General features: G+C 47.0%; 21 protein-coding genes. 8 read left to right on the top strand and 13 right to left on the bottom strand.

The features are described 5' to 3' along the window. From U0358_RS04660 to U0358_RS04605, 12 genes are all read right to left on the bottom strand, one after another. Positions 1–2,118, bottom strand: a complete 2,118-nt coding sequence (locus U0358_RS04660) for an aminotransferase class V-fold PLP-dependent enzyme (RefSeq protein ID WP_322407227.1) — start codon at positions 2,116–2,118, stop codon at positions 1–3. 56 nt (positions 2,119–2,174) lie between these two features. After that, positions 2,175–2,387, bottom strand: coding sequence for a (Na+)-NQR maturation NqrM (nqrM, locus tag U0358_RS04655; protein ID WP_287795902.1), 213 nt, complete (start codon positions 2,385–2,387; stop codon positions 2,175–2,177). 11 nt (positions 2,388–2,398) lie between these two features. Beyond that, on the bottom strand, positions 2,399–3,427 hold the full coding sequence (locus U0358_RS04650) for an FAD:protein FMN transferase (protein ID WP_317496498.1): 1,029 nt from the start codon (positions 3,425–3,427) through the stop codon (positions 2,399–2,401). Between the two features lie 3 nt (positions 3,428–3,430). Beyond that, positions 3,431–4,657 carry an NADH:ubiquinone reductase (Na(+)-transporting) subunit F gene (nqrF, locus tag U0358_RS04645; protein ID WP_317496497.1) on the bottom strand — a complete coding sequence of 409 codons (1,227 nt, stop codon included), beginning with the start codon at positions 4,655–4,657 and terminating at the stop codon, positions 3,431–3,433. 36 nt (positions 4,658–4,693) lie between these two features. Further along, entirely contained in the window at positions 4,694–5,302 is a 609-nt protein-coding gene (gene nqrE, locus U0358_RS04640; protein WP_126782735.1) for an NADH:ubiquinone reductase (Na(+)-transporting) subunit E, read from the bottom strand. Between the two features lie 5 nt (positions 5,303–5,307). Next, complete coding sequence (locus tag U0358_RS04635) at positions 5,308–5,940, bottom strand: NADH:ubiquinone reductase (Na(+)-transporting) subunit D (protein WP_317496496.1); 633 nt, start codon at positions 5,938–5,940, stop codon at positions 5,308–5,310. After that, on the bottom strand, positions 5,933–6,709 hold the full coding sequence (locus U0358_RS04630; RefSeq protein ID WP_317496495.1) for a Na(+)-translocating NADH-quinone reductase subunit C: 777 nt from the start codon (positions 6,707–6,709) through the stop codon (positions 5,933–5,935). The genes U0358_RS04635 and U0358_RS04630 overlap by 8 nt, the downstream gene beginning before the upstream one ends. Further along, positions 6,702–7,904 carry an NADH:ubiquinone reductase (Na(+)-transporting) subunit B gene (locus U0358_RS04625; protein WP_317496494.1) on the bottom strand — a complete coding sequence of 401 codons (1,203 nt, stop codon included), beginning with the start codon at positions 7,902–7,904 and terminating at the stop codon, positions 6,702–6,704. Before U0358_RS04625 ends, U0358_RS04630 begins: the two co-directional genes overlap by 8 nt. 2 nt (positions 7,905–7,906) lie before the next feature. Further along, positions 7,907–9,247, bottom strand: coding sequence for a Na(+)-translocating NADH-quinone reductase subunit A (locus U0358_RS04620; RefSeq protein WP_317496493.1), 1,341 nt, complete (start codon positions 9,245–9,247; stop codon positions 7,907–7,909). Between the two features lie 174 nt (positions 9,248–9,421). Continuing rightward, the gene (fabV, locus tag U0358_RS04615) at positions 9,422–10,600 is read right to left on the bottom strand and encodes an enoyl-ACP reductase FabV (RefSeq protein ID WP_322407226.1); all 1,179 of its coding nucleotides are present in this window, start codon (positions 10,598–10,600) and stop codon (positions 9,422–9,424) included. Positions 10,601–10,684: 84 nt separating this feature from the next. Continuing rightward, complete coding sequence (locus U0358_RS04610) at positions 10,685–11,005, bottom strand: BolA family protein (RefSeq protein ID WP_034819916.1); 321 nt, start codon at positions 11,003–11,005, stop codon at positions 10,685–10,687. Between the two features lie 114 nt (positions 11,006–11,119). After that, positions 11,120–11,596: a hypothetical protein gene (locus U0358_RS04605; RefSeq protein WP_317496491.1), complete on the bottom strand. Its 477-nt coding sequence runs from the start codon at positions 11,594–11,596 to the stop codon at positions 11,120–11,122. A gap of 116 nt (positions 11,597–11,712) precedes the next feature. Here U0358_RS04605 and U0358_RS04600 point away from each other — a divergent pair, with 116 nt between their 5' ends. Next, complete coding sequence (locus U0358_RS04600) at positions 11,713–13,023, top strand: capsule assembly Wzi family protein (RefSeq protein ID WP_322407225.1); 1,311 nt, start codon at positions 11,713–11,715, stop codon at positions 13,021–13,023. A gap of 26 nt (positions 13,024–13,049) precedes the next feature. Here U0358_RS04600 and U0358_RS04595 read toward each other — a convergent pair whose 3' ends face one another. Further along, positions 13,050–14,855 carry a cation:proton antiporter gene (locus tag U0358_RS04595; RefSeq protein WP_322407224.1) on the bottom strand — a complete coding sequence of 602 codons (1,806 nt, stop codon included), beginning with the start codon at positions 14,853–14,855 and terminating at the stop codon, positions 13,050–13,052. A gap of 173 nt (positions 14,856–15,028) precedes the next feature. On the opposite strand from U0358_RS04595, the gene U0358_RS04590 reads away from it, so the two are divergent. The 7 genes from U0358_RS04590 (at position 15,029) to U0358_RS04560 (ending at position 23,054) form a co-directional block, all read left to right on the top strand. Further along, entirely contained in the window at positions 15,029–16,054 is a 1,026-nt protein-coding gene (locus U0358_RS04590) for a Fe(3+) ABC transporter substrate-binding protein (protein WP_317496488.1), read from the top strand. Between the two features lie 22 nt (positions 16,055–16,076). Then, positions 16,077–17,705, top strand: a complete 1,629-nt coding sequence (locus tag U0358_RS04585; RefSeq protein WP_322407223.1) for an ABC transporter permease — start codon at positions 16,077–16,079, stop codon at positions 17,703–17,705. Beyond that, on the top strand, positions 17,706–18,764 hold the full coding sequence (locus tag U0358_RS04580) for an ABC transporter ATP-binding protein (RefSeq protein ID WP_322407222.1): 1,059 nt from the start codon (positions 17,706–17,708) through the stop codon (positions 18,762–18,764). Positions 18,765–18,837: 73 nt separating this feature from the next. Further along, entirely contained in the window at positions 18,838–19,779 is a 942-nt protein-coding gene (locus U0358_RS04575) for a CorA family divalent cation transporter (protein WP_317496485.1), read from the top strand. Between the two features lie 101 nt (positions 19,780–19,880). Beyond that, the gene (locus U0358_RS04570; RefSeq protein WP_322407221.1) at positions 19,881–21,752 is read left to right on the top strand and encodes an acetate--CoA ligase; all 1,872 of its coding nucleotides are present in this window, start codon (positions 19,881–19,883) and stop codon (positions 21,750–21,752) included. Between the two features lie 36 nt (positions 21,753–21,788). Continuing rightward, complete coding sequence (locus U0358_RS04565; protein WP_317496483.1) at positions 21,789–22,766, top strand: calcium/sodium antiporter; 978 nt, start codon at positions 21,789–21,791, stop codon at positions 22,764–22,766. A gap of 63 nt (positions 22,767–22,829) precedes the next feature. Next, positions 22,830–23,054 (top strand): (2Fe-2S)-binding protein, encoded by a 225-nt coding sequence (locus U0358_RS04560; RefSeq protein ID WP_114981584.1) that lies wholly within the window; start codon positions 22,830–22,832, stop codon positions 23,052–23,054. The last annotated feature ends 9 nt before the right edge of the window (positions 23,055–23,063 follow it).

Here is a 23,063-nt window from a genome sequence, read left to right as displayed (position 1 = left end):
TTAAGCGGCTGGGGAACTTAATAAAGCCAACCCACCTAATAAGTGACGGCTATTAAATCCGTGCCGCTTAAGCACATTAGCGACAACCTGGCTTCTGTTGCCTGAGCGACACAAGCAAATAACATCTCGTTCGCGCAAGTGTGAGTTACTGTGTATAAATTGAATAACTTCGGTTAGTGGCACATTGACCACCTCTGCATTGCAGGGAATATCGGACAACACATGCTCCTGCCGCTCCCGCACATCAATAATGAGTAAGTCATTGCGATGCCAGAACTCGTCAGTATCCCCCACCGGAATATTAACCCCGTCATCAACACGACAGTCGCCGTTTAATTCACAAGGCGTGTAAACAATATGATGCTCCGAGTCTTGCCCCGGGCAAATAAGCGTACTCTCGCCGATAAAGCATTCGTAAGCACTTGGTGCTGCCTCAGAGCCAGTAAATAAAAAGTCTGAACCCACCCGGCTTTTCAGTGCAGCTGATTCACTTAATACGTAAACCGGATTGCGACTACCGACTCGAAACAAACGCCTCTCGCCTATACTCACACAGCCACTGACGCTACCCACGCATTCAACCGGAACCGCGTCACAAGAGTCAACAGCAGACTGCGGCCAGCCAAACACATCGTATTCACCAATAGACTGCTCGGGCATGAGTATTGGCAATAGCAACTCGATAGACTGGCTAGTTATTGAATCAGCGGATGTCGATACCACCGCTTTCACTTGATAGTGCTGGCAACTAACAATATTCTCAATTCTGCCAGCTAAAGCCGGATGAGGATCGATAACGGCTATTTCTTTCGCTTGCTTATCTATCACCAGGTAACAACAATGATCATCGTACTTCAGTTGCACAACGCCATCTAACTGAGCGTCGTTATCGTTATTCGTATCCGCAACAATCAGGCAAGAATTTCTCAATGCGTCAGCCGCTTGCTTTATACGGACGCAGGCCTCAGTAATTTCCTCTTGTCGCGTTGCCGGGCCAAAAGATAATCGAATAGCCGAACCGCTGCGCCACTCTTCCAGCCCCATGGCGTCTAAAACAAAGCTCTTTGTTACCTTAGAACTACAGGCAGAGCCTGAACTCACTCTTATCTGGCAGGCGTCAAAAACATCCATAATATCGCGCGATGCGACACCTTCTACGGAAAAGTTCAGTGTCGTAGGAACCGAATGCTCAAAGTCATGATTAAAGACAATAGAGGGAAAGGCGGATCGCAGGGCTTCAACCAACTGCGAACGATAATCCTGTAAAGTAGCCTCACTATGAAAACGGCGGTTACTGTCATCCAGCATTAATTCAAATAACGCATTTAATGCTGCTATTCCGGGTAAGTTTTCGGTACCGGAACGCAAACCTGATTCCTGCCCTCCGCCAATAATGAGCGGGGTATAAGGCGCTGAATGCCGAACTGCCATAAACCCGATGCCCTTGGGACCATAAAGCTTATGACCACTGAACGGAGCGTAATCAATGGTTGTTTCATCTAAATTAAGAGCTTTTTTCCCTAATACCTGAACGCAATCGACCATCCAGGGTACATCCGGGTTATGCTGACGTATGGTTTCTTCCAGTTGTTTTAAGTTCTGAATAACACCGGTTTCATTATTCACAGCCATAGTGCATATCATGGCAGCATCTTTTGCATGCTCAGCAATAAACTCGCTATCCAACAGGCCCTGTTTATCAACTGGAATGGCAACAAGCTCAGCTTTCAGCCCAAGTAACTGGTTCCAGTGAGCCAAGGCTTGGGGCACTGCTTTGTGTTCTGTCGCACCATACAGCAGATATTTTTTTCGCTTATCGGGAGCAACCTGCATAGCGGCGTTAATTGCAGAAACAACGGCAGTCTGTATGCCCTCTGTCGCGCCACTAGTAAAAATAAGCCGGCCCGACTGCAAGCCGACAATTTTGCGAGCTAACTGACGTGTGGTATCCAGAATATAGCGAGCTTTTAAGCCAGTAATATGGCTACTTGAAGGGTTCCCAAAAACCGTTTCCATAGTGTGAGAAACAGCTTGGATAATTTCGGGAAGTACCGGAGTGGTAGCATTACAGTCCAGATAGAGTTCGTTTGCGTTGGTCTGAATATCTACTGGTTTCATGCTACCCTCCAAATTAACTAAAAGTTATATGTTTATAACCTTTATGACTAAAAGGGTCAATGAATCTGGTTTTCTTTCCAGGCTTGTTCCTTTCTCATTCTATCTTTTCGCTTGTCACATGGTTCATCACAGTCACAGGCTTTTTCCATGCCCAGAGCGCCGATGCCACCACAGCTGCCGGAAATTGTCTTACGCTGTACAATATAACCAACGGCCATTGCCAGCACAACAATGATGAATAAGGCGAATACCATTATAAAGGTTTGCATTAAAACTCCTACTACTGCTCAGCCAACAACGGCTTAAATGCGTCACTCATATACTCTTCAAAACCGTCTTCGGTTTTATAAATGAGCATAACTGCCATATTGTGTTTTTTTGCGAAGGACTTTGCTCTTTCCGTTCCCATTACAAATAATGCAGTTGCATAAGCGTCGGCAGACATTGTGTCCTTAGCATAAACTGAAGTCGAAACTAAGTTATGCTGCACAGGAGCACCGGTTACCGGATTAATAATATGGGAGTATCGCTTACCATCTTCTTCATAATAATTGCGATAATCACCCGAAGTCGCCAACGCGCCGTCTTTAAATTGGACAACACGTTGCACCGCACGTTCCGTTGAAACCGGTTTTTCTATAGCCAGGCGCCATAATGCTTCATCCGGTTTGCCGCCTTTCGCGATAACTTCACCGCCAATTTCCACCAGGTATTGCTTTATCCGCAACTGATCTAACAAGTGAGCAACTCTGTCGACACCGTAACCTTTGGCTATAGTGGACAAGTCGACGTATAGATCCGGGTTACCTTTAATCAGCTGATGGTTTTCTACACGTAATTTCTGATAACCGGTTTTTTTACGAACCGCACTCAACTCTTCTTCAGACGGTTCTTTTTCTGGTCTCGACTGAGGGCCAAACCCCCAAAGGTTAACCAAAGGACCGACGGTTATATCCAGAACACCATCAGTTTCCTCCCCAATTTCAAGCCCGCGAGTGACCACCCGTTCAAGATCACGACTAATGACCATCGGTTCGGTACTTTTAAACTGATTAAACAGGGAAAGCTCAGACTCGGGATCATAAGTCGACATTTGTGCATTTACGCGTTCGAGCACAGTATCGACTTTTTTCTGAATTTCATCTCTGTTATGTCTGGGGTCTTTCGAATAAACAGTGACACTATAGGTAGTTCCCATAGTCTTTCCGCTAAACGAAATTTTCTCAGGTGAATCAGAACAAGAAACTAAAAAGGCCAGCCCCAAAAGGGCTAGCCAAATTTTAGCAATCGACAATTTCGATAGCATCATGAATTAACCACCAAAGTCATCCAACATGATATTTTCATCTTCAACGCCTAAGTCTTTCAACAAGTTGATAACTGCCGCGTTCATAACCGGTGGTCCACACATGTAATATTCACAATCTTCTGGGGCATCGTGGTCTTTAAGATAACGCTCATAAAGAACGTTGTGAATAAAGCCAGTATCACCTTCCCAATTGTCTTCAGGCTGCGGATCGGACAATGCCACGTGCCATTCAAAGTTGTCGTTCTCTTCGGCCAGCATGTCGAAATCTTCAACATAGAACATTTCTTTTTTCGAGCGGGCACCGTACCAGAAGGATACTTTACGATCCGTTTTTATACGACGCATCTGATCAAACAAATGAGAACGCATTGGTGCCATACCAGCACCACCACCTATGAACACCATTTCAGCATCCGTCTCTTTGGCAAAGAATTCACCAAATGGACCTGAAATTGTGACCTTGTCGCCTGGTTTCAGACTGAAAATGTACGATGACATTTTGCCTGCAGGCAAGCTTAAGTCGTTTGGTGGCGGCGTTGCTATACGGACGTTCAGCATAATAATGCCTTTTTCTTCCGGATAGTTAGCCATTGAATAGGCACGCTCAACTTCTTCATCAACTTTTGACTCTACGTCAAAGAAGCCAAAGCGATCCCAGTCTGCGTGATATTCTTCCGCAATATCAAAATCTTTGTATTTAACGTGATGCGGCGGAGCTTCAATCTGAATGAAACCACCCGCACGGAAAGGCACATCTTCACCTTCCGGCAATTGAACCACAAACTCTTTAATAAAGGTTGCTACGTTGTCGTTAGACTTAACCGTACAGTCCCACTTGCGAATACCAAAAACCTCTTCTGGTAATTCGATTTTCATGTCTTGTTTAACGTTAACCTGACACGAAAGACGGCAGCCTTCACGAGCTTCACGTTTGGTAATATGATCAAGTTCAGTCGGTAGAATATCACCGCCACCTTCTTTAACCGTGACACGACACTGCCCACATGAACCACCGCCACCACACGCTGATGACACGAAAATTCCAGCGTTAGCGAGCGCGCCCAGGAGTTTAGTGCCTGGCTGAGTCACGATCTTTTTGTCGTCGTCTTCATTAATCAGGATTTCCACATCACCCTGAGGTACCAGCTTTGATTTTGCGAACATGATAATCGCAACCAAAACCAGTACGATGATGGTGAACATCCCTACACCGAGATATATCTCTTGCATCGATTCGTACCTTTTTTTACCGATTCAACACGCTGGTTATAAGGATACGCCGGAGAACGACATAAAGCCCAAACCAATCAGACCCACTGAAATAAATGTGATACCCAAGCCACGCAGGCCATCGGGTACATCTGCATATTTCAGTTTTTCGCGCACTGCGGCCAAAGCAACAATAGCCAAAGCCCAGCCAACACCACTACCAATTCCGAAAACAACGGATTCGCCGAAATTGTAATCGCGCTCTACCATGAAAGCTACGCCACCAAAAATAGCGCAGTTAACAGTAATGAGTGGCAGGAAAATACCCAGTGCGTTGTACAATGCAGGCACATATTTATCCAGCGTCATCTCCAGAATCTGTACCAATGCCGCAATAACACCGATAAAGGTCAGAAATTTCAAAAAGCTTAAATCAGCATCCGGGAAACCGGCCCACTCTAGTGCGCCAGGTGCCAGAATGTTGTGGTAAATTAAGTTGTTTACTGGTACCGAAATACCTAGCACCACAATAACCGCAACACCCAAACCAAATGCTGTCTTAACTTTCTTAGATACGGCCAAAAACGTACACATACCTAAGAAGAAGGACAATGCCAGGTTTTCAATGAAAACCGCCCGGATGAACAGGTTGATATATTGTTCCATGACCATTACTCCTTAGGTTCAACTTGTTCAGTGCGGAAGGTACGCAGTACCCAGATAAACCCGCCAATGATGAAGAAGGCGCTTGGTGGCATCAGTAACAAGCCAACCGGCTCGAACCAACCACCTTGTGATGCCAGAGGGAGTATCTGTACATCAAACAGGCTGCCTGAACCAAAGAGTTCACGAATGAAGCCAACAACCAACAGCACCACTGAGTAACCTAAACCGTTACCCAATCCGTCCAGGAAAGACATAAACGGAGTGCTCTTCATAGCGTAAGCTTCTGCGCGACCCATAACGATACAGTTAGTAATGATTAAGCCAACGAACACTGACAATTCTTTAGAAATTGAGTAAGCGTAAGCTTTTAGTATCTGGTCAACGACAATAACCAAGCTCGCGATGATTGTCATTTGAACAATAATACGTACGCTTGACGGAATATGATTCCTGATAATCGAAATAAATAAGTTAGAGCAAGCGACAACAGCGGTTAGTGCAATGCACATAACCAGTGTGTTGCTCATTTTCGACGTTACAGCCAATGCAGAACAGATACCAAGGATCTGCAGTGCGATGGGGTTGTTGGCGAATATCGGTCCGAATAATACGGACTTCATTTCTTTTGCACTAGCCATTGTTCAACTCTCCCTCACGAAGTTTCTTGAGTAATGGACCGTAACCATTTTCGCCCATCCAGAATTGAACTAGGTATTCAACACCATTACTGGTCAAAGTTGCACCAGAAAGCGCATCAACTTCGTGCTCGCCTTTGGCGCCGCCTTTTACCACTTCAAACTGGACGTTACCGTCCTCGCCGTAAACTTCTTTACCTTGCCAAGTTTTTATCCAGGCCGGATTAGTGATTTCACCACCAAGCCCCGGCGTTTCAGAGTGCTCGTAGAAGTTAACGCCTTTAACCGTGTCAAAGTCGCTTTCTAACGCCAGCAAACCGTACATGGTTCCCCACAGACCCTGACCACGGATATGAAGAACAAGACCTGTTGTTTCGTCGCTGTCATCTTTCACAAGGTAAATCTGTGTTAAATTTTCTCGGGTACCTAAACCAGCAGGATCGTTCTTTTTCTTAAGTTTCTTACTTGTTTCAGGGTCACCGGCTGCTTTGCGGTTGCTGAACGATGTCGGGTCAATGTCATCCTTAACGGTTAAATCTTCAAGGCTGACAACCATGGTATCGATACGTTGCTTGTAAGTTTCAACAACGTCGGTATCGGCTTCCAGAATACCGGCAGCATCCAAAACGTTCTTCTGCATATCAAGTGCCGCATTCTTTTCCTGCATGGGTTTCAAACCAATAGCGGCACCAGAAACAACAATTGAGCAAACCAGGCAAAGCGCCAGCACGACACCAACGGTCTTGCCTAAACTTTCATTTTTATTAGCCATTGCGCGCTAACCTCCGTTTGATATTTGCCTGTGCTACAAAGTGGTCAAATAACGGTGCAAATACGTTAGCAAATAAGATGGCCAACATAATTCCTTCCGGGAATGCCGGGTTAATGACACGAATCATCACCGTCATAAAACCAATTAACAAGCCGTACGCAAACTTCCCTTTATTGGTAAAGGACGCAGATACTGGGTCAGTCGCCATAAACATCATTGCGAAAGCAAAACCACCCAATACTAAGTGCCAGTACCAAGGCATAGCGAACATTGGGTTTGTCTCGCTGCCAATAAGGTTCAGTAGTCCGGAGAACAGCACCATGCCGACAAAGACACCCAGAACAATACGCCAGGAGGCAATACGGAAATAAATTAACGCTAAACCGCCAACCAGAATAAGTAAGGTTGAAACTTCACCTACTGACCCCTGGATGTTACCAAGGAAAGCGTCCCACCAAAGCTGGGTGTTACCGTAATCCATTTCTCCCAGAGCCGCTTTACCCAGGTTTGTTGCACCAGAGAAGCCATCAACAGCCGTCCAGATAGAATCACCAGACATGCTGGCAGGATAAGCGAAGTACAAGAATGCGCGACCGGTTAGTGCCGGGTTAAGGAAGTTACGGCCAGTACCGCCAAAAATTTCCTTACCAATCACGACACCGAAGGTGATACCTAAAGCAACCTGCCATAGTGGCGTTGTTGCCGGCAAAATCAGGGAGAATAAAACCGAGGTAACGAAGAAACCTTCGTTAACTTCGTGTTTACGAATAGACGCAAACAGAACTTCCCAGAAACCACCAACAAAGAAGGTAACCGCGTAAATAGGCAGGTAGAAACACGCGCCATACCACATTTTCGCGCCCCAGCCGGCATTAGCACCTAACTCGCCGCCAAACAAGTGGAATAACCCAACTTGCCAGACGTCAGAAAGCGCATAGCCGTCAGCCAAAGCCAATGCAGCTTGGTTACCAACGTTATACATCCCCCAGAACATTGCCGGGAACGTCATCATCCATACCAGAATCATGATGCGCTTAAGGTCGATACGGTCACGAACGTGCGTAGCCGACTTAGTCACAGTTCCTGGTGTGTACAAAATAGTGGCTACGGCTTCGTAAAGCGCGTACCACTTCTCGTATTTACCGCCTTCTTCAAATTGCGGTTCAATACGCTCGAGTGTGTCTTTCAAGCTCATGGTTAGCCTTCTTTCTCAATCTTAGTGAGACAGTCACGCAGCACCGGGCCATATTCGTACTTCCCGGGGCAAACATAAGTGCACAATGCGAGGTCTTCTTCGTCCAGTTCAAGACAACCCAGCTGCTGACCTTCATCAGTATCCCCTGATAACAAGTCACGCAGCAGTAATGTTGGCAGAATGTCCAAAGGCATTACGCGTTCGTAGTTGCCAATTGGAACCATTGAACGTGAAGAACCATTCAGTGACGTGGTCATGCTGAATAACTTCTTCGGATTAAAGTGTCCGGCATAAGCGCGTGTAACTGAATGCAAGTCAGAACCAGGACGTATCCAGCCCAGGAACTCTTTATAATTGCCTTCCGGAATAACGCTAACCTGATTGTGAAAACGACCTAACCAGGCGTGCGCGTCATCCGCAGTGTGACCATGCAGGACTGACCCTGAAATAATACGTTGGTTATCACCGTTTAGCTCACCATCCGTTAACTCGTGCAAATTTGCACCTAAGCGTGTGCGCAGCAAACGAGGCTCTTTAACGGCTTCGCCTGCAACAGCAACAACGCGGTCAGTAAAGATTTCACCTGTCGTGAATAACTTACCGTAAGCAATAACGTCCTGATATCCGATGTGCCACACCGGGCGTTTGATGCTCGCAGGTTGAAGGAAGTGTATATGAGTACCAACCAAACCTGATGGATGAGGGCCGGAAAATGACTCCAGCGTGACATCTGCGTCGCCAGTATCCACTTCGGCGTCACTCGCTTTACAAACAAACAACTTGCCTTCGGTCAGGTTAGAAAGAACCTTAAGGCCATCAATGAAAGCTTGTTTTTGTTCATTTATAAATAAAGTTGGGTCGCCAGCTAACGGATTAGAATCCATCGCGTTGACAAAAATCGCGCTGGCCTCTGCATCTAATGCTGGAGTTTTGCTGTAAGGACGGGTACGAAGCGCAGTCCATTGACCAGACTCAACCAAAACGTCCTGAACTTTCTCACGACCTAATGAATTGAGTTTGTCGCTGTCAAATTTGTCAAAAGTAACTTGCTCGTCACCTTTCAGCTCAATAACAACCGCCTGCAACACTCGGCGCTCACCACGCAGGATGTCTTTTACTACACCAGCCCCGGGGGCTGTGTACTTGACACCAGGGTTTTTCTTATCCTCGAAAATCAGCTGACCTTTTTTAACCTGGTCACCTTCTTTCACGTGCATGGTTGGGCGCATACCCACGTACTCTTCACCAAGGGTAGCGACTGTCGTCACAGCCTTACCGTCGGATAGTTTTTGCTGGGGCGCCCCTTTAATAGGGATGTCCAGCCCTTTCTTGATCGTAATCATATGCGTTTGCACTACTCGTTAAGGGAAGATTCATCACAACCAGCCACTAGGGCTGGAAACCTGAATAATCAAATAGTTACCGACACAAGCAACCGCCTTCGGGGGGCTTATGGTCAGCAACCTGAAACATTTTCCACACTTATCTTTGGGATTTTAGCATTTTTCCCACAACGCTTACCAGTTTACTTTTGGATCAATATCCGCGTCATAATCGACATTATCGAAGCCAAAACCGAATAAGTGCAGAAACTCCTGATGGTATCCTTCGTAATCGGCAAGCTGGTGGAAGTTATCCTGAGTGACTTGCTCCCAGAGTGCTTCTATTTTTGCTTGAGTTTTATCGTTGGTTTCGTAACCGTCCATGTGAAGCCGACCGGCATCATCCAGTTCAGGGTTACTGCTATATAGGCCTTCGGTAAACAGGCGGTAAATTTGTTCGATACAACCTTCGTGTGTGCCTTCTTCTTTCATCACTTTATAAATTAATGAAATATACAGCGGCATAACAGGAATAGCTGAGCTCGCCTGTGTTACCAACGCTTTTAATGAAGAAACGTAAGCTTTCAGATTAAGATCATCACATTTGGCGACGAGCTCTGATGCCGCACGATCCAGATCTTCTTTTGCACGGCCGATGGTGGCATGACCATAAATTGGCAGTGTCAGTTTTTTACCTATGTACGTATAAGCAGTGGTTTGACAATTTTCGGCCAGCACGCCGGCATTATGCAGAGCTTTAACCCAGCGTTCCCAGTCTTCACCGCCCATTACTTTTACCGTATTGGCAATATCTTCATCGGTAGCCGGATCAAGTGTCACTTCGTGTACCTGATCTTTGTCCGTATTGTAGGTTTTGGTTGTGTATTGTTTGCCTATTGGCTTTAACACTGAACTGTAAACTTCGCCACTATCGGGGTCTTTACGTTTAGGTGATGCCAGACTGTAAACAACGAGGTCAACTTTCCCCATGTTTTGCTTAATGTAGTCGATACTTTCCTGCTTAATTTCATCAGAAAATGCATCGCCATTAATTGAATGGAAAGCTAAACCGGCTTTGTCCGCTTCCTTATGAAAAGCAGCAGTATTATACCAACCAGCTGTCGCTGTTTTCTTTTCTGTAGGCTCTTTTTCAAAACACACACCAAGAGTATGAGCTTCGCTACCAAAAGCCGCCGTAATTCTTGAAGCAAGTCCGTAACCTGTGGAACAGCCTATGACTAATACATTCTTAGGACCATTGGTAATAGCAGGTTTATTACGGACAAATTCGATTTGACGTTTAACGTTTTCGGCGCAACCCACTGGGTGAGAATTGGTGCAGATAAAACCGCGAATTTTTGGCTTAATGATCATGTTGATGTATCCCTGTTGTTCGCATTATTTCGGCTATTGTAACCAATCAAACGGCAGGAACACATCAGACATGCGGAATTTTTCTTAATTTGCCGCTATTTTCGACCCACCCAGACAGTTTGGTGATCGTCTTGACTCTCCCAGTTGCTCCCACTCACCTTGAGTATAGGTGTGTAGCGCCAAAGCGTGGATATGATTCATTAGTTCATCCGCTAAAATTTTATTAACCGCACGGTGACGGTTAATAAGTCTCTCGCCACTGAACTTAGGGGTAACTAAGACCACTTTAAAGTGAGATTCAGCATTAGCGCCCCCTGAATGCATATGGCTTTCGTCCGCTACTTCCAAATGCACGGGAGTAAATGCTTCCCGCAACTTATTTTCAATATTTAGCCCAATAGACATAACTGCTCTCCTCTGCGTTCGCCTCTAGTCTTCAGTTTAGGTTACTTATACTGAACCGCAGAAAATTTTTACAAAAACCTGCTAACTCTACGAATTTTCGACAAATAAAGTTTTTCAATATTCGGAGTCATCAACTGCCGCATGACAAACTTCCTCAGTTGAGGATAGGCTAACGACAGCAGGAAAGACCGCATCCGCAACTTCGCCTTTTGAGGCAGTTGCCGGTTTAACCACGTGATAGCGTTGTGCGCTGACATTCCCTTCTGCCTGCCACAATAACACATCGGTTTTATCAAAAAGCTTTGACAAGGCATTTATGCCCTCACTTCTGTATGGGGGAAACGCGGTGCTTTCTCCCGATAAGCGCCAACCTCTGAGCTCGGCCTCCGATGCCAGCAAAGCCTCATTAATGCGGTTACGACAAAAGCTGATCTCAATCGTTGCCCGGCTCAATTGCCAGTTATCATTAGGCAGTAACTGTTCGTCCAGAGCTTTGACTTCAGCACTTTGTAAACTCATTTTGTCTTCCTGACCGCAGCCACTAAGAACTGCGAAGAAGAGCCCTGCCACCAAAAATTTTTTAAAAGTCATAAGGAAACCTCCAGGGCTTCATATTATAACTGAAAAGCACAGATAAACCGTTGTCTTAGTGTTAAAATTTCTGGCAGTATAGAGTGTAATTTGTCATAGGGATCCAAATCAGTTTCATGTCATCCATCTCTTTTTTCCGTAACACCCTTATTGCTGGTGGTTTTAGCTTAATCATTACCCCTTCTGCGCTTAGCTCCGTTTGGATTGAAGCGAGTGACGCGGAATTGCGGAACAGTCTGATTGTTTTAGCTGAATCAGGTCTCATCAAAACACCCATCCAGCAATTTCCAGTAACCTGGAAAAGCTTATTGCCGGAGCTGGACGCGCTTGAATTAAAAGGTTTGAGCCCAACCCAGCAATTAGCATTACGCCATGTGCGCCATCAATTATCACAAGCTCAGAGCGGGCCTAAAACACGCTGGTATATCGGTGTAACAGATAGCGAGCAGGTCGTTCAGGATTACGGCGACGACATCTATGAAGAAGGTAAAATTAGCCTAAGCCGCAGTATGCACGGCACTAACTGGGCGGCCAGAGTTCAGGTAAATTATCGTCAGGATCCTTTTGAAGGCGACCACAAAAAGACCCTGGACGGCACTTACTTAGCTTATAACCTGAATGACTGGAGTTTCAGCCTGGATTCGCTGCCGTTGCGTTGGGGGCCGGCAGAGCACAGCAGCTTGCTGTTTTCTAACAATGCTCGTCCTATGCCTAAAATTCGAATCGATTACGCTCCTGATTATCCGCCTGCCGGAATGAACCCATTCAAAATCAGTTTATTCAGTGCCTATCAGGACGATGGATACAGCGACCATTATCGGGTTAGCGGCATCCGCTTTTCCAGTCAGTTATTTCAGCATTTATGGTTTGGTATAAGCGCTATAGAGCAGAGTGGCGACAACCGACCCGACAACCGGATGTTAACGGCTGATGCCAGAAGCGGTTTCGACTGGGGAGCTCATCAGTTTTCAGCTTACGCAGAGCTGGGTATTGACCGAAAACTGGAAACCGATGACAAACCAGTATATACCCTGGGCGCGCAATGGATGACAGGCTCTAAAGAGCGTCGTCATAGCTTCACGGTTGAATACAGTCAGTTAGATGGCGGAGAAAAGCACGACTTTTATTCACTGGACGAAAATCGAAAACAATACTTTCTGAACCACCAGCGTAATCCCGGTTCGCCTTTCCCCCGTGAAAGTCAGACCGTATCGGCCAGCTATCGCCAGTTTTCAGCCGATGGCTCTGCCTGGACGGCGCTGGTCAGTCATAGTAAAGAAAAAGACGATGACACCCTGTCACGAGCTTTACTACGGCGTACTGAACCAGCTTTTTCCGGTTTACTTAAACTCTCTTTGCAATACCTTGACGGCAGCAATTACGACGGTGAAGTAGGCGTGCAATTGAGTGGAGAATGGCGCTTTTAACGCGCCAGCTCCGGCACTTCAACCGCCTATTCGACGTCATTTTCTTCAGGCTCCGCTGAAATCATAGCTATTACCGTCCAACCCGGCTGCGGTATCAACTCCCTTTCAGTTGTAAAGATATGGAGTTTTTCGGCATCATCCAATGCGAACATGGGCAAGGCGCGAGTTCCATATTTCTGTTGGTAGTCTGCAAAACTAAAACTGTCGGTAATAGGTGTCGACTTAATTTTAGCGCCTTTAAAATGCAGGCTGGCAAGTTTTGAATACGTTACGCTGTCGCCAAACAAGTTTAGTGTCTTTCGGTAATTTTCGGTCAACTGGTGGCTGGCCCGGTAGTCCTGCTCCCCACCGTTCAGGCCATGCACTTTTCTGGAACCAAACCAGTCCTGATAGTACATCGACACTAAGGGATTCAACTGTTTGTAAGGCGACATAACCAGCAACTGACCAAGACCGGTTAAATCAATGTTGTTAGCTGCGTGCTCAGATGCCGGATTACCAAAATACACCGGTAAATTATCCATCCGCGCTAACTTGATATTTTCCCAGTTGGTATCGGCCAGGCGAACCGGAATGCCACTTTCTTGTAGGCTTTTTGCAACCGCCCGCGCCATTTGGTTAGCACCAAAAATTAAGAACCCTTTGGCTTGCGGCTCCAGCAGTCCCAGCATTCTGGCCAGCGGTTTCGCGGTCAAACTCTGTAGTACAACGGTGGTCATTATTACTAAGAAAACCAGCGGAACAACCGCTGCAGCTTCTGTCCAGCCAGACTCTTCCATTTTTAACGCAAACAGTGCAGAGACTGCCGCCGCAACAATACCGCGCGGCGCTATCCAGGATAATAAGACCTTGTCTTTAAATCTTAACTCGGTTCCTATCGCAGACAACCATACGGCCAAGGGGCGCACCGCAAACAAAATAATGGCAATTAGAATAACCGCAGGCATTCCCAACGCATCAAACTCGGAAAAATCCAATCGGGCGGCCAGAATAATGAAAAGCGCAGAGATAAGAAGCACACTGAGAGTTTCTTTAAACTCCAGTATTTCTTCCATATTGAGGTTACGGGTATTGGCCATAACCATGCCCATGACCGTAACGGTCAATAAGCCAGATTCATGCTGAATCGCATTAGATAACGCGAAAACACCCAGCACTATGGTTAAGGTCGCAACGTTCTGTAAATAATGCGGAAACCAGCCTCGACCCAAAGCCAGGCCAAGCAAGCGTGCTGCGCCCCAACCCAGAGCAAAACCCAAAGCAATAGTGGTTGCAAAAGCCTGCAGCGCATGCAGGAAAGCAACGTCCTGGCTGGCAATAATAAATTCGTATACCAGTACCGCGAGCAAGGCTCCAAGCGGATCAATAATAATGCCTTCCCAGCGCAGAATATTCGCCAACTTATTAATCGGCCGGATAGAACGGATCATGGGCTGGATAACAGTCGGCCCTGTGACCACAACAAGCGCCCCGAACAAGGCTGAAATTTCCCAGCCATACCCCATAATAAAATGCGTTAGTACGGCGATAACCACAAAAGTGACCAGCATGCCTATGCTAACCAAGTTGGTTACCATGCGACCATGACCTCGAATTTCTTCAAATTTCAGGGTCAGGCTGCCTTCAAATAAAATAACCGCAACCGCTAATGAGACAAAAGGAAACAGTAAGTCTTCAAATAGCGAGTCCGGTTCAAGTAACCCCAGAGTGGGCCCTAGCAGTAAGCCACAAATTAATAACGGCAGTATTGCCGGCAACTTAATACGCCACGCCAACCACTGACAACTAATGGACAACACGCCAATCAGGGCAAGCATCGATAAGTCAGACATAATTTCTCCGCTGAAAGTAAGTCGCTTTAGAATAGCAGAAGCTAACACTCTGACTACCCTCAAATAACGAATTTAGATGACTATTTTTTAAATGAGAATGGCTATCATTATTTGCTTTGTTTGATATAATCATAACGTTTCTATCAAGATAGTTCGTTAAGGAGTCATCTGAAATGCGTAAGTTTCATTCAATACTGGCAATACTTGCCGCGACTTCTGCGACACTGGTGTCCTTCACTAGCGCCGCTGCTGAAGTTAATGTTTACTCAGCCCGAAAAGAAGCGCTGATCAAACCCGTTCTGGAAAAGTTCACCGAAGAAACGGGCATCGAAGTTAATTTATTAACCGGTAAAGCGGACGCGCTACTTGCCCGGCTTAACTCCGAAGGCAAAAACACTCCGGCGGATTTATTCTTAACCGTTGATGCTGGAGCTTTGCACCGCGCTGTTGAAGCAGATGCATTCCAGGCAGTGGACTCTGGCGCGATTAACTCTGCCGTTCCGTCGCATTTTCGTTCTTCGGACAACCTTTGGTTTGGGTTAAGTTTACGCGCCCGCCCTATTTTTTACTCACCAGAGCGCGTAAACCAAGACGAACTGGACTCTTATTTAAGCCTGGCTGATGAAAAGTGGAACGACCGTATCTGCATCCGCTCTTCTAATAATCTGTACAACCAGTCCTTAGTTGCTGCGCTGATTGAACACCACGGTGCAGAGAAAACAGAAGAATGGGCAGAAGACTTTGTCGCAAACTTTGCCCGTAAACCGGTTGGGGGTGACCGTGACCAAATTAAAGGCGTTGCCTTTGGCGTATGCGATATCGCAGTTGCCAATACCTATTACTTTGGCCATATGCTGAACTCTGATGACGCCGAAGAGCGTGCGGCGGCCGAAAAAGTGAAGATATTCTGGCCAGCTCAGGACACACATGGTGCCCATGTGAACGTTTCTGGCATAGGTATTACTAAACACGCGAAAAACATTGACGAAGCTCAAAAGCTAATCGAGTTCCTGGTCTCTAAAGAGTCACAAAAATGGTATGCTCAGGCCAACTATGAATACCCAGTTCGCGAAGGCGTTGAGTGGAGTAAAACACTCCAGCAATGGGGTGACTTTAAGCAGGATGATATTGAAATGGATATTCTAGGCGAGAATAACGGCGACGCCGTGCGTTTAATGAACCGTGCCGGCTGGCGTTAATTTGCTACCAGGAGATGCGTAAATGAACCGTGGCACGCTGTTGCTGTTTGCCGTCGCGGTCTTGATAGGGCTACCACTCATTGTGGTAGCTTTGTCGTTACTGAACCCTCAATGGGACACTCTGCAACATCTTTGGCAAACCGTGATACCGGAATACATCGGTCATTCAGTGATCTTATTATTCGCTGTCGGTGCCGGTGTCACTTTGCTCGGGGTCAGTACGGCCTGGTGTATCAGTCAATACGACTTTCCCGGCTGGCGCTGGCTGAGCTGGGCGTTATTACTTCCACTGGCAATGCCGGCCTACATTACGGCCTATACCTATACAAGCCTGCTCGATTATGCCGGTCCGGTTCAGGGCCTCATCCGGGACATATTCTCTGTTAATATAGGCGAATACTGGTTTCCACAAATACGCAGTCTGAACGGTGCGATATTTGTTCTTTGTATTGTTCTTTATCCCTACGTTTACCTGATTACCCGATCCGCTTTCATGCAGCAATCAACAACCGCGTTTGAAAGTGCGAAAACCCTGGGTGCCAGCTCATTAAGAAGTTTCTGGAAAGTTGCTCTGCCACTGGCGCGGCCAGCTATAGCAACCGGCGTCACGCTGGCATTAATGGAAACTCTGGCCGATTACGGCACCATGGAATATTTCGGCGTCACAGTATTTACCACGGGTATCTTCCGAACGTGGTATGGCATTGGTGATGCGCAGGGAGCGTTACAGTTATCGGCTTTACTGCTGGTATTTGTCATTATTTTGATAATGGTCGAGCGCTACTCAAGGCGCCGTGCTCGTTTTTATCAGCAGCGTTCTGCAACCAAGCCTCCTCAGCGCCGACCATTAAGGGGCTGGCGGGCAGCACTGGCTTCTCTGATTTGCTGGCTCCCCGTTGTGCTTGGCTTTATAATACCAGCTGCGCAACTGCTCTGGTGGTCGGTTCAGAAGTCTGAAATATGGCAGCAAACCGAATTCTGGATGTTAACCTTCAACACACTCTGGTTAGGTTTACTAGCGGCATTGATCACTGTTGCTCTGGCCTTATGGCTAGCTTACGGTCGCCGTCGCCACCCTACCCGACCTTTACGCGCGGCTATCAGCCTGGCGGGCATGGGGTACGCTATTCCAGGCATTGTTATAGCGGTTGGGTTGTTGTCACCTTTAGCCTGGCTCGATAATCACATTATCGCTATCAGTGAATGGGTGTTTGACTTTAATCCCGGGTTATTATTTTCCGGTACCGTTATCGCGCTTTTATTTGCCTACAGCGTTCGGTTTTTATCAGTGTCCTTGCAAACCGTTAACTCCGGGCTGGAACAAATTACACCGCAAATGGACGATACCGCACGAACTCTGGGCGCCAGTGGTAAACGTATTTTATGGCGGGTTCACCTGCCGTTGCTCCGCAGCCCGTTATTGGCTGCGCTAATTTTAGTACTGGTCGATGTCATGAAAGAGCTACCAGCCACGCTGGTGCTACGCCCATTTGATTTTAACACCCTGGCGGTGCGGGCATTTGAAATGGCATCTGATGAACGCTTAGCCGATGCCGGGCCACCTGCATTGATGATTGTCGCAGTCGGGTTAATTCCGGTTATTATGCTGTCCCGGGCATTACGCAACAAAACACTGAAAGCAGGAGAGTAAATGAGCACATTACTGAATATTGACGCAGTCAGCATCCAGCTCTCCGGTGACCTCATCGTCGACAGACTGAATTTATCTTTAGAGCCGGGCGATATTGGCTGTCTGCTCGGCCCCAGTGGCTGTGGGAAAACCACTCTGTTGCGCGCTATTGCCGGCTTTATTCCGGTTTCCAACGGAAAAGTCGAACTGCACGGAAAAACGGTCTCATCCAGCCAGGTGCAAATACCGACCGAGCAAAGAGCAGTGGGTATGATGTTTCAGGACTTTTCATTATTCCCCCACTTAACTGTGGCCGACAATATCCGTTTTGGTATTAATCGATTACCCAAAAAACAGCAAGAAGAGCGAGTTAAAGAGCTGCTGATCCGCATTGGCCTCAATGGTTATCAAAATCGCTACCCGCACGAGCTATCCGGAGGGCAGCAACAACGTGTTGCTCTGGCCCGCGCTTTGGCTCCGAAACCTAAACTGATGCTGCTTGATGAACCTTTCTCCAGTCTTGATGCCGAACTGCGCGAAGTTCTTGCTCACGACGTAAGACGATTGCTAAAAGAAGAAGGTATTACCGCCTTACTGGTGACTCATGATCAGCAGGAAGCCTTTGCCATGGCAGATAAATCGGGCGTGATGTATTCAGGTCAGCTGCTACAATGGGAAACCCCTTATGCCCTTTATCACCAGCCCACTCATCAACTGGTCGCCGACTTTATTGGCCGCGGCGTTTTACTCAATGGCGAAATAAGAGAACAGCAACTGCATTGCGCATTCGGAGTCATAGAACACTCACAGTTGCACGATAAACCCGACATGAGTGTCAACTTTTTAGTGCGCCCCGATGACGTATTAATTAATAACGACAGCAGTATGCAGGCCATAGTGGTTGGTTGCGGTTTTCGTGGTTCTCATTATCTCTATACTCTGGAGCTGGCCGATACCAGTCACGTGCTGGCTGTAGGCCCTTCCCATCAACCGTTAAAAACCGGCGAACAAATCGGGATTGATATCGACTTTGATCACTTAGTGGTATTCGACTCGTCTTTGTGCGAATTGCCAGACTAATTGATGAGTAAAACAAATGACAAGTTGAATGCCTCACTATAGACTTTGAATAATTGTCATATGTGAGGATTCTATGGACTTTTTAATTGACGCCTGGGATTTCAGTCAGCATCCCGCAAAACAACTTCAGTCGCCATCGAGCGCCGCAGAAAACACCTGGTTTCATTTTCAGCGTGATGCCGATGGGTTGACCGAGTGGTTAACTCAAGCCGGTATACCTGAGCCTCTGATTGATGCGGTACTGGAAGAAGACACCCGCCCTCGTTTTCAGCGTTTACCCGACGGTTTCATGCTGTTGCTACGGGGCGTTAATTTAAACACCGGCGAATCTCCCGAAGACATGCTCAGCCTGCGCTTACTCTATTATAAAGGCGCGTTGTACAGTTTTCGTAAGCGTCCTTTTTTATCCATAGCAAAATTGCGTGAGCAACTTGACCAACAAATGGGGCCGGAGTCGTTACACGACTTTATCGTTGCCCTAATTGAGCAGCTGAACTTACGAATTGAAGATGTGGTTTCCTCTGCAGAACAGCAACTGGAAGCCATTGAAGGTGAAGGCTTTGATAATACGGCATCGGTTCAGGTAAAACTCACGGCTTTACACCGGCGCCTGTTACGACTTAACCGCTTTATCCGCCCGCAGCTGGCCGCTTTAGAAAAGCTCAGCACTGAAACCGAAAAGGTTATGAGCACCGAGTTGCACCAATGGCTTATCAACGAACGCGATACCACTCAACGTTTGTTCGAACAAATTGACCTGATGCTGGAACAGGTCTGGATGCAGCGCGAGCAACTGCAGCAAGCCATTGCCGAGAAAATGAACCGCAACACCTATTGGCTTTCGGTTATTGCCGGCGTGTTTTTACCTCTTAGCTTTTTAACCGGTGTTTTTGGAATAAACATTGGCGGCATGCCTGGAGTAGAAAGTGAAGGTGCGTTTATGGTTTTCTGTGGTGCGCTGGTAATTATCGCTATTGTCGAATTCCTGTTGTTGCGACGTCTGAGATTCTGGTAAACCTGACTTATATCAAAGCGGCTTAGACCTAAGTCGAATAGGAAATTTAAGCCAACAGAATATGCTTAAAGGCTCTGCATAAAAGGATTTGAGGTAGTGATATGCAAGCCTATAAAAACGTTTACTCCGAAGCTCAGCAAGATCCTGAAGGTTTTTGGCTGGAGCAAGCCCGTCGCTTAAATTGGTTCAAAACGCCGAAAGTCGCTGCACAGGTCAAAAAAAATGGACTGGCAGACTGGTTTCCGGATGGCGAAGTTAACATCAGTTATTTAGCACTCGATGCACAAATAGAAGCAGGCCGCGGCGAGCAAGTCGCTTTGTATTACGACTCTCCGGTCACCCAAAGCAAAGCAAGTTACACCTTTAACCAGTTGCGGGAACAGGTTGCCTGCTTTGCTCATGTCCTGAAGCAACAAGGCGTAGAAAAAGGCGACCGGGTTATTATTTATCTGCCCATGATCCCGCAGGCTGCTATTGCAATGCTGGCCTGCGCCCGCATTGGGGCAATTCACTCGGTTGTCTTTGGTGGTTTCGCAGCGCACGAACTGGCTGTTCGCATAGACGACGCGGCTCCCAAACTCATTATCACCGCGTCTTGTGGTATTGAAGGGACAAAAGTTCTGCCCTACAAACCTATTGTGGATAAAGCTCTGGCGGAAGCAATCTATAAGCCACGCACCATTGTCTACCAGCGCGAGCAGTGCCAGGCAGAAATGCAGGAAGGTCAGGACACCGACTGGGAGCGGGCACTGACGACAGCAAGCCCTGTAGAAGCAGTTCCTCTACCGGCAACTCATCCTCTTTATATTCTTTACACCTCGGGCACTACAGGAAAACCGAAAGGCGTTGTGCGTGACCACGGTGGTTATGCCGTTGCCCTGAATTTTTCTATGAATTACGTTTACGGATTAAAGCCAGGGGAAATTTTCTTCACGGCATCCGATGTAGGCTGGGTCGTTGGCCATTCTTATATTGTTTATGGTCCACTGCTTTTTGGCTGCAGTAGTGTACTTTACGAAGGTAAGCCGGTGAATACACCTGACGCAGGGGCTTTCTGGCGTATCGTTCAGGACTACAAGGTCAGCGCCATCTTTTCTGCTCCAACGGCTTTCCGGGCAATAAAAAAAGAAGATCCTGAAGGCGAATTTATGCAGCACTATAACTTAAGCTCTCTGAAACGCATTTATATGGCCGGAGAGCGTCTAGATCCGGCAACTTATGAATGGGCAACAGAGCTCACCGACTTGCCGGTTTACGACCACTGGTGGCAGACCGAAAGCGGCTGGCCAATGTGCGCTAATCCTGTCGGTATTGGAGCGGTAAAAGCAAAGCCCGGTTCATCCGCCTTTCCGGTTCCCGGCTACGAAATCAATGTCCTGGATCCATTGGGGAAAAGTTTACGCAGCAAAGAAGAAGGTGCCATTTGTGTACGCTTACCTTTACCTCCCGGCTGTCTGACCACAGTATGGGGCGACGAACAACGTCTGCACAGCAGTTATCTCAGCGCCTTTCCGGGTTATTACTGCAGTGGCGACGGCGGCTACATCGACGAACAAGGCTATGTTTTTATTATGGGTCGCACGGACGATGTAATAAACGTTGCAGGTCATCGCTTGTCCACCGGAGAAATGGAAGAAATCCTCGCAGCCCATAAAGACGTTGCTGAATGCGCCGTTGTCGCACAACCCGACGAACTAAAAGGTGAGTTACCGGTTGGCTTTGTTATTCTTAAAAACGCTTCCACTATTGATCACGAGCAATTACAACAGGAACTTATCCAGTCAATACGTGCAGAGATTGGCGCTATTGCCTGTCTGAAAACCTTACACGTTGTGCCCCGGCTGCCTAAAACACGGTCAGGAAAAATACTGAGACGGCTTATTCGGCAGGTATTACAAGGCGACGATGTCGCGGTTCCCTCAACCATTGATGATCCATCAAGTATTGATGCTATTAAGAAAACCATGCGTTAAACTAGCACCCTTTCTTTTAGACAGGATCAGGGTGTTATGACGTTATCGATTGTTGCGGTCATTATAGGTTTAGCTGTTTTGGTCTGGAGTGCTGACCGCTTTGTTGAAGGCGCAGCCGCAGTAGCAAAACATTTGGGCATGGCGCCATTAGTTATCGGTATGGTCATTATTGGCTTTGGTACATCGGCGCCGGAAATGGTTGTATCGGCACTGGCATCAATGCAGGGCAACCCTGCGTTGGCACTGGGTAACGCTTATGGCTCGAACATAACCAACATAGCACTGGTTTTAGGTATTACCGCTATGCTCGCCCCTATTGCGGTTAAATCTGTGGTTATACGTCGCGAGATGCCAGTTCTAATAGCCATAACCCTGTTAAGCGCTGTATTTCTGCTTGACTATCAAATCACCCGGCTGGAAGCCATTTTTCTGTTAGTTGTTTTTGTTGGCTACATGGGCTGGTCTGTATGGATAGGTTCAAAAAGCAGCGACGACAGCTTAGCCGCAGAGTTCACCGAAGAACTCGACTCTAACCCTCTGCCAATGAAACCCGCCATTATGTGGCTTATTGTTGGCTTACTACTGCTCATTGTCAGTTCACGTGCTTTAGTCTGGGGTGCCGTGAACATAGCGGTGTCACTTGGCGTCAGCGATTTAGTCATCGGTTTGACGGTGGTCGCCATTGGTACCTCCTTACCAGAGCTGGCTTCAGCCATTGCGGCAACCCGCAAGAATGAGCACGACCTGGCACTGGGTAACGTTATCGGCTCGAATATGTTTAACACCTTAGCCGTTGTCGGTATAGCGGGTGCTATTGAACCGGTTTCGCTTGAACCTTTGGTGTTAAGCCGCGACTGGGTTGCCATGGCCGTATTGACATTGCTGCTAATGGTCTTTGGTATTCGCAAGGCACGGCAAGGGCGAATTAACCGCGTGCACGGTTTTGTCTTTATCTGCCTGTACTTGCTCTATACCTTGTACTTGTTAAAAACTGGCTTTATCGCCCCCCAATAAAAACAATATTGCAAATCGTTCGTATTTAACATAGACTGTCATTATCAAGTGAGGTGATAGTCTATGTATGTTTGTCTTTGTAAAGGTATTAACGATAAAGTCATTCATCAGGCCGTAGTTTCTGGTGAAGTGAACTCAATGCGAGACTTACGCCAGCAATACGGTGTAGCCTCACAGTGCGGGTGTTGTAAAAACTGCGCCAAAGATGTTCTTCACGAAGCCCTCGAACAACGTTCTAATCAAGCAGGTAAAGAGACTCAACTTCCGGTTTCCGTATGCTACACTTAATTCATACCT

The sequence above is a fragment of the Idiomarina sp. PL1-037 genome (assembly GCF_034422975.1).
Classification (GTDB): Bacteria; Pseudomonadota; Gammaproteobacteria; order Enterobacterales; family Alteromonadaceae; genus Idiomarina.
The sequence above is the reverse complement of the archived record's forward strand: the minus strand, read 5'-3'. Positions and strand labels throughout refer to the sequence as shown.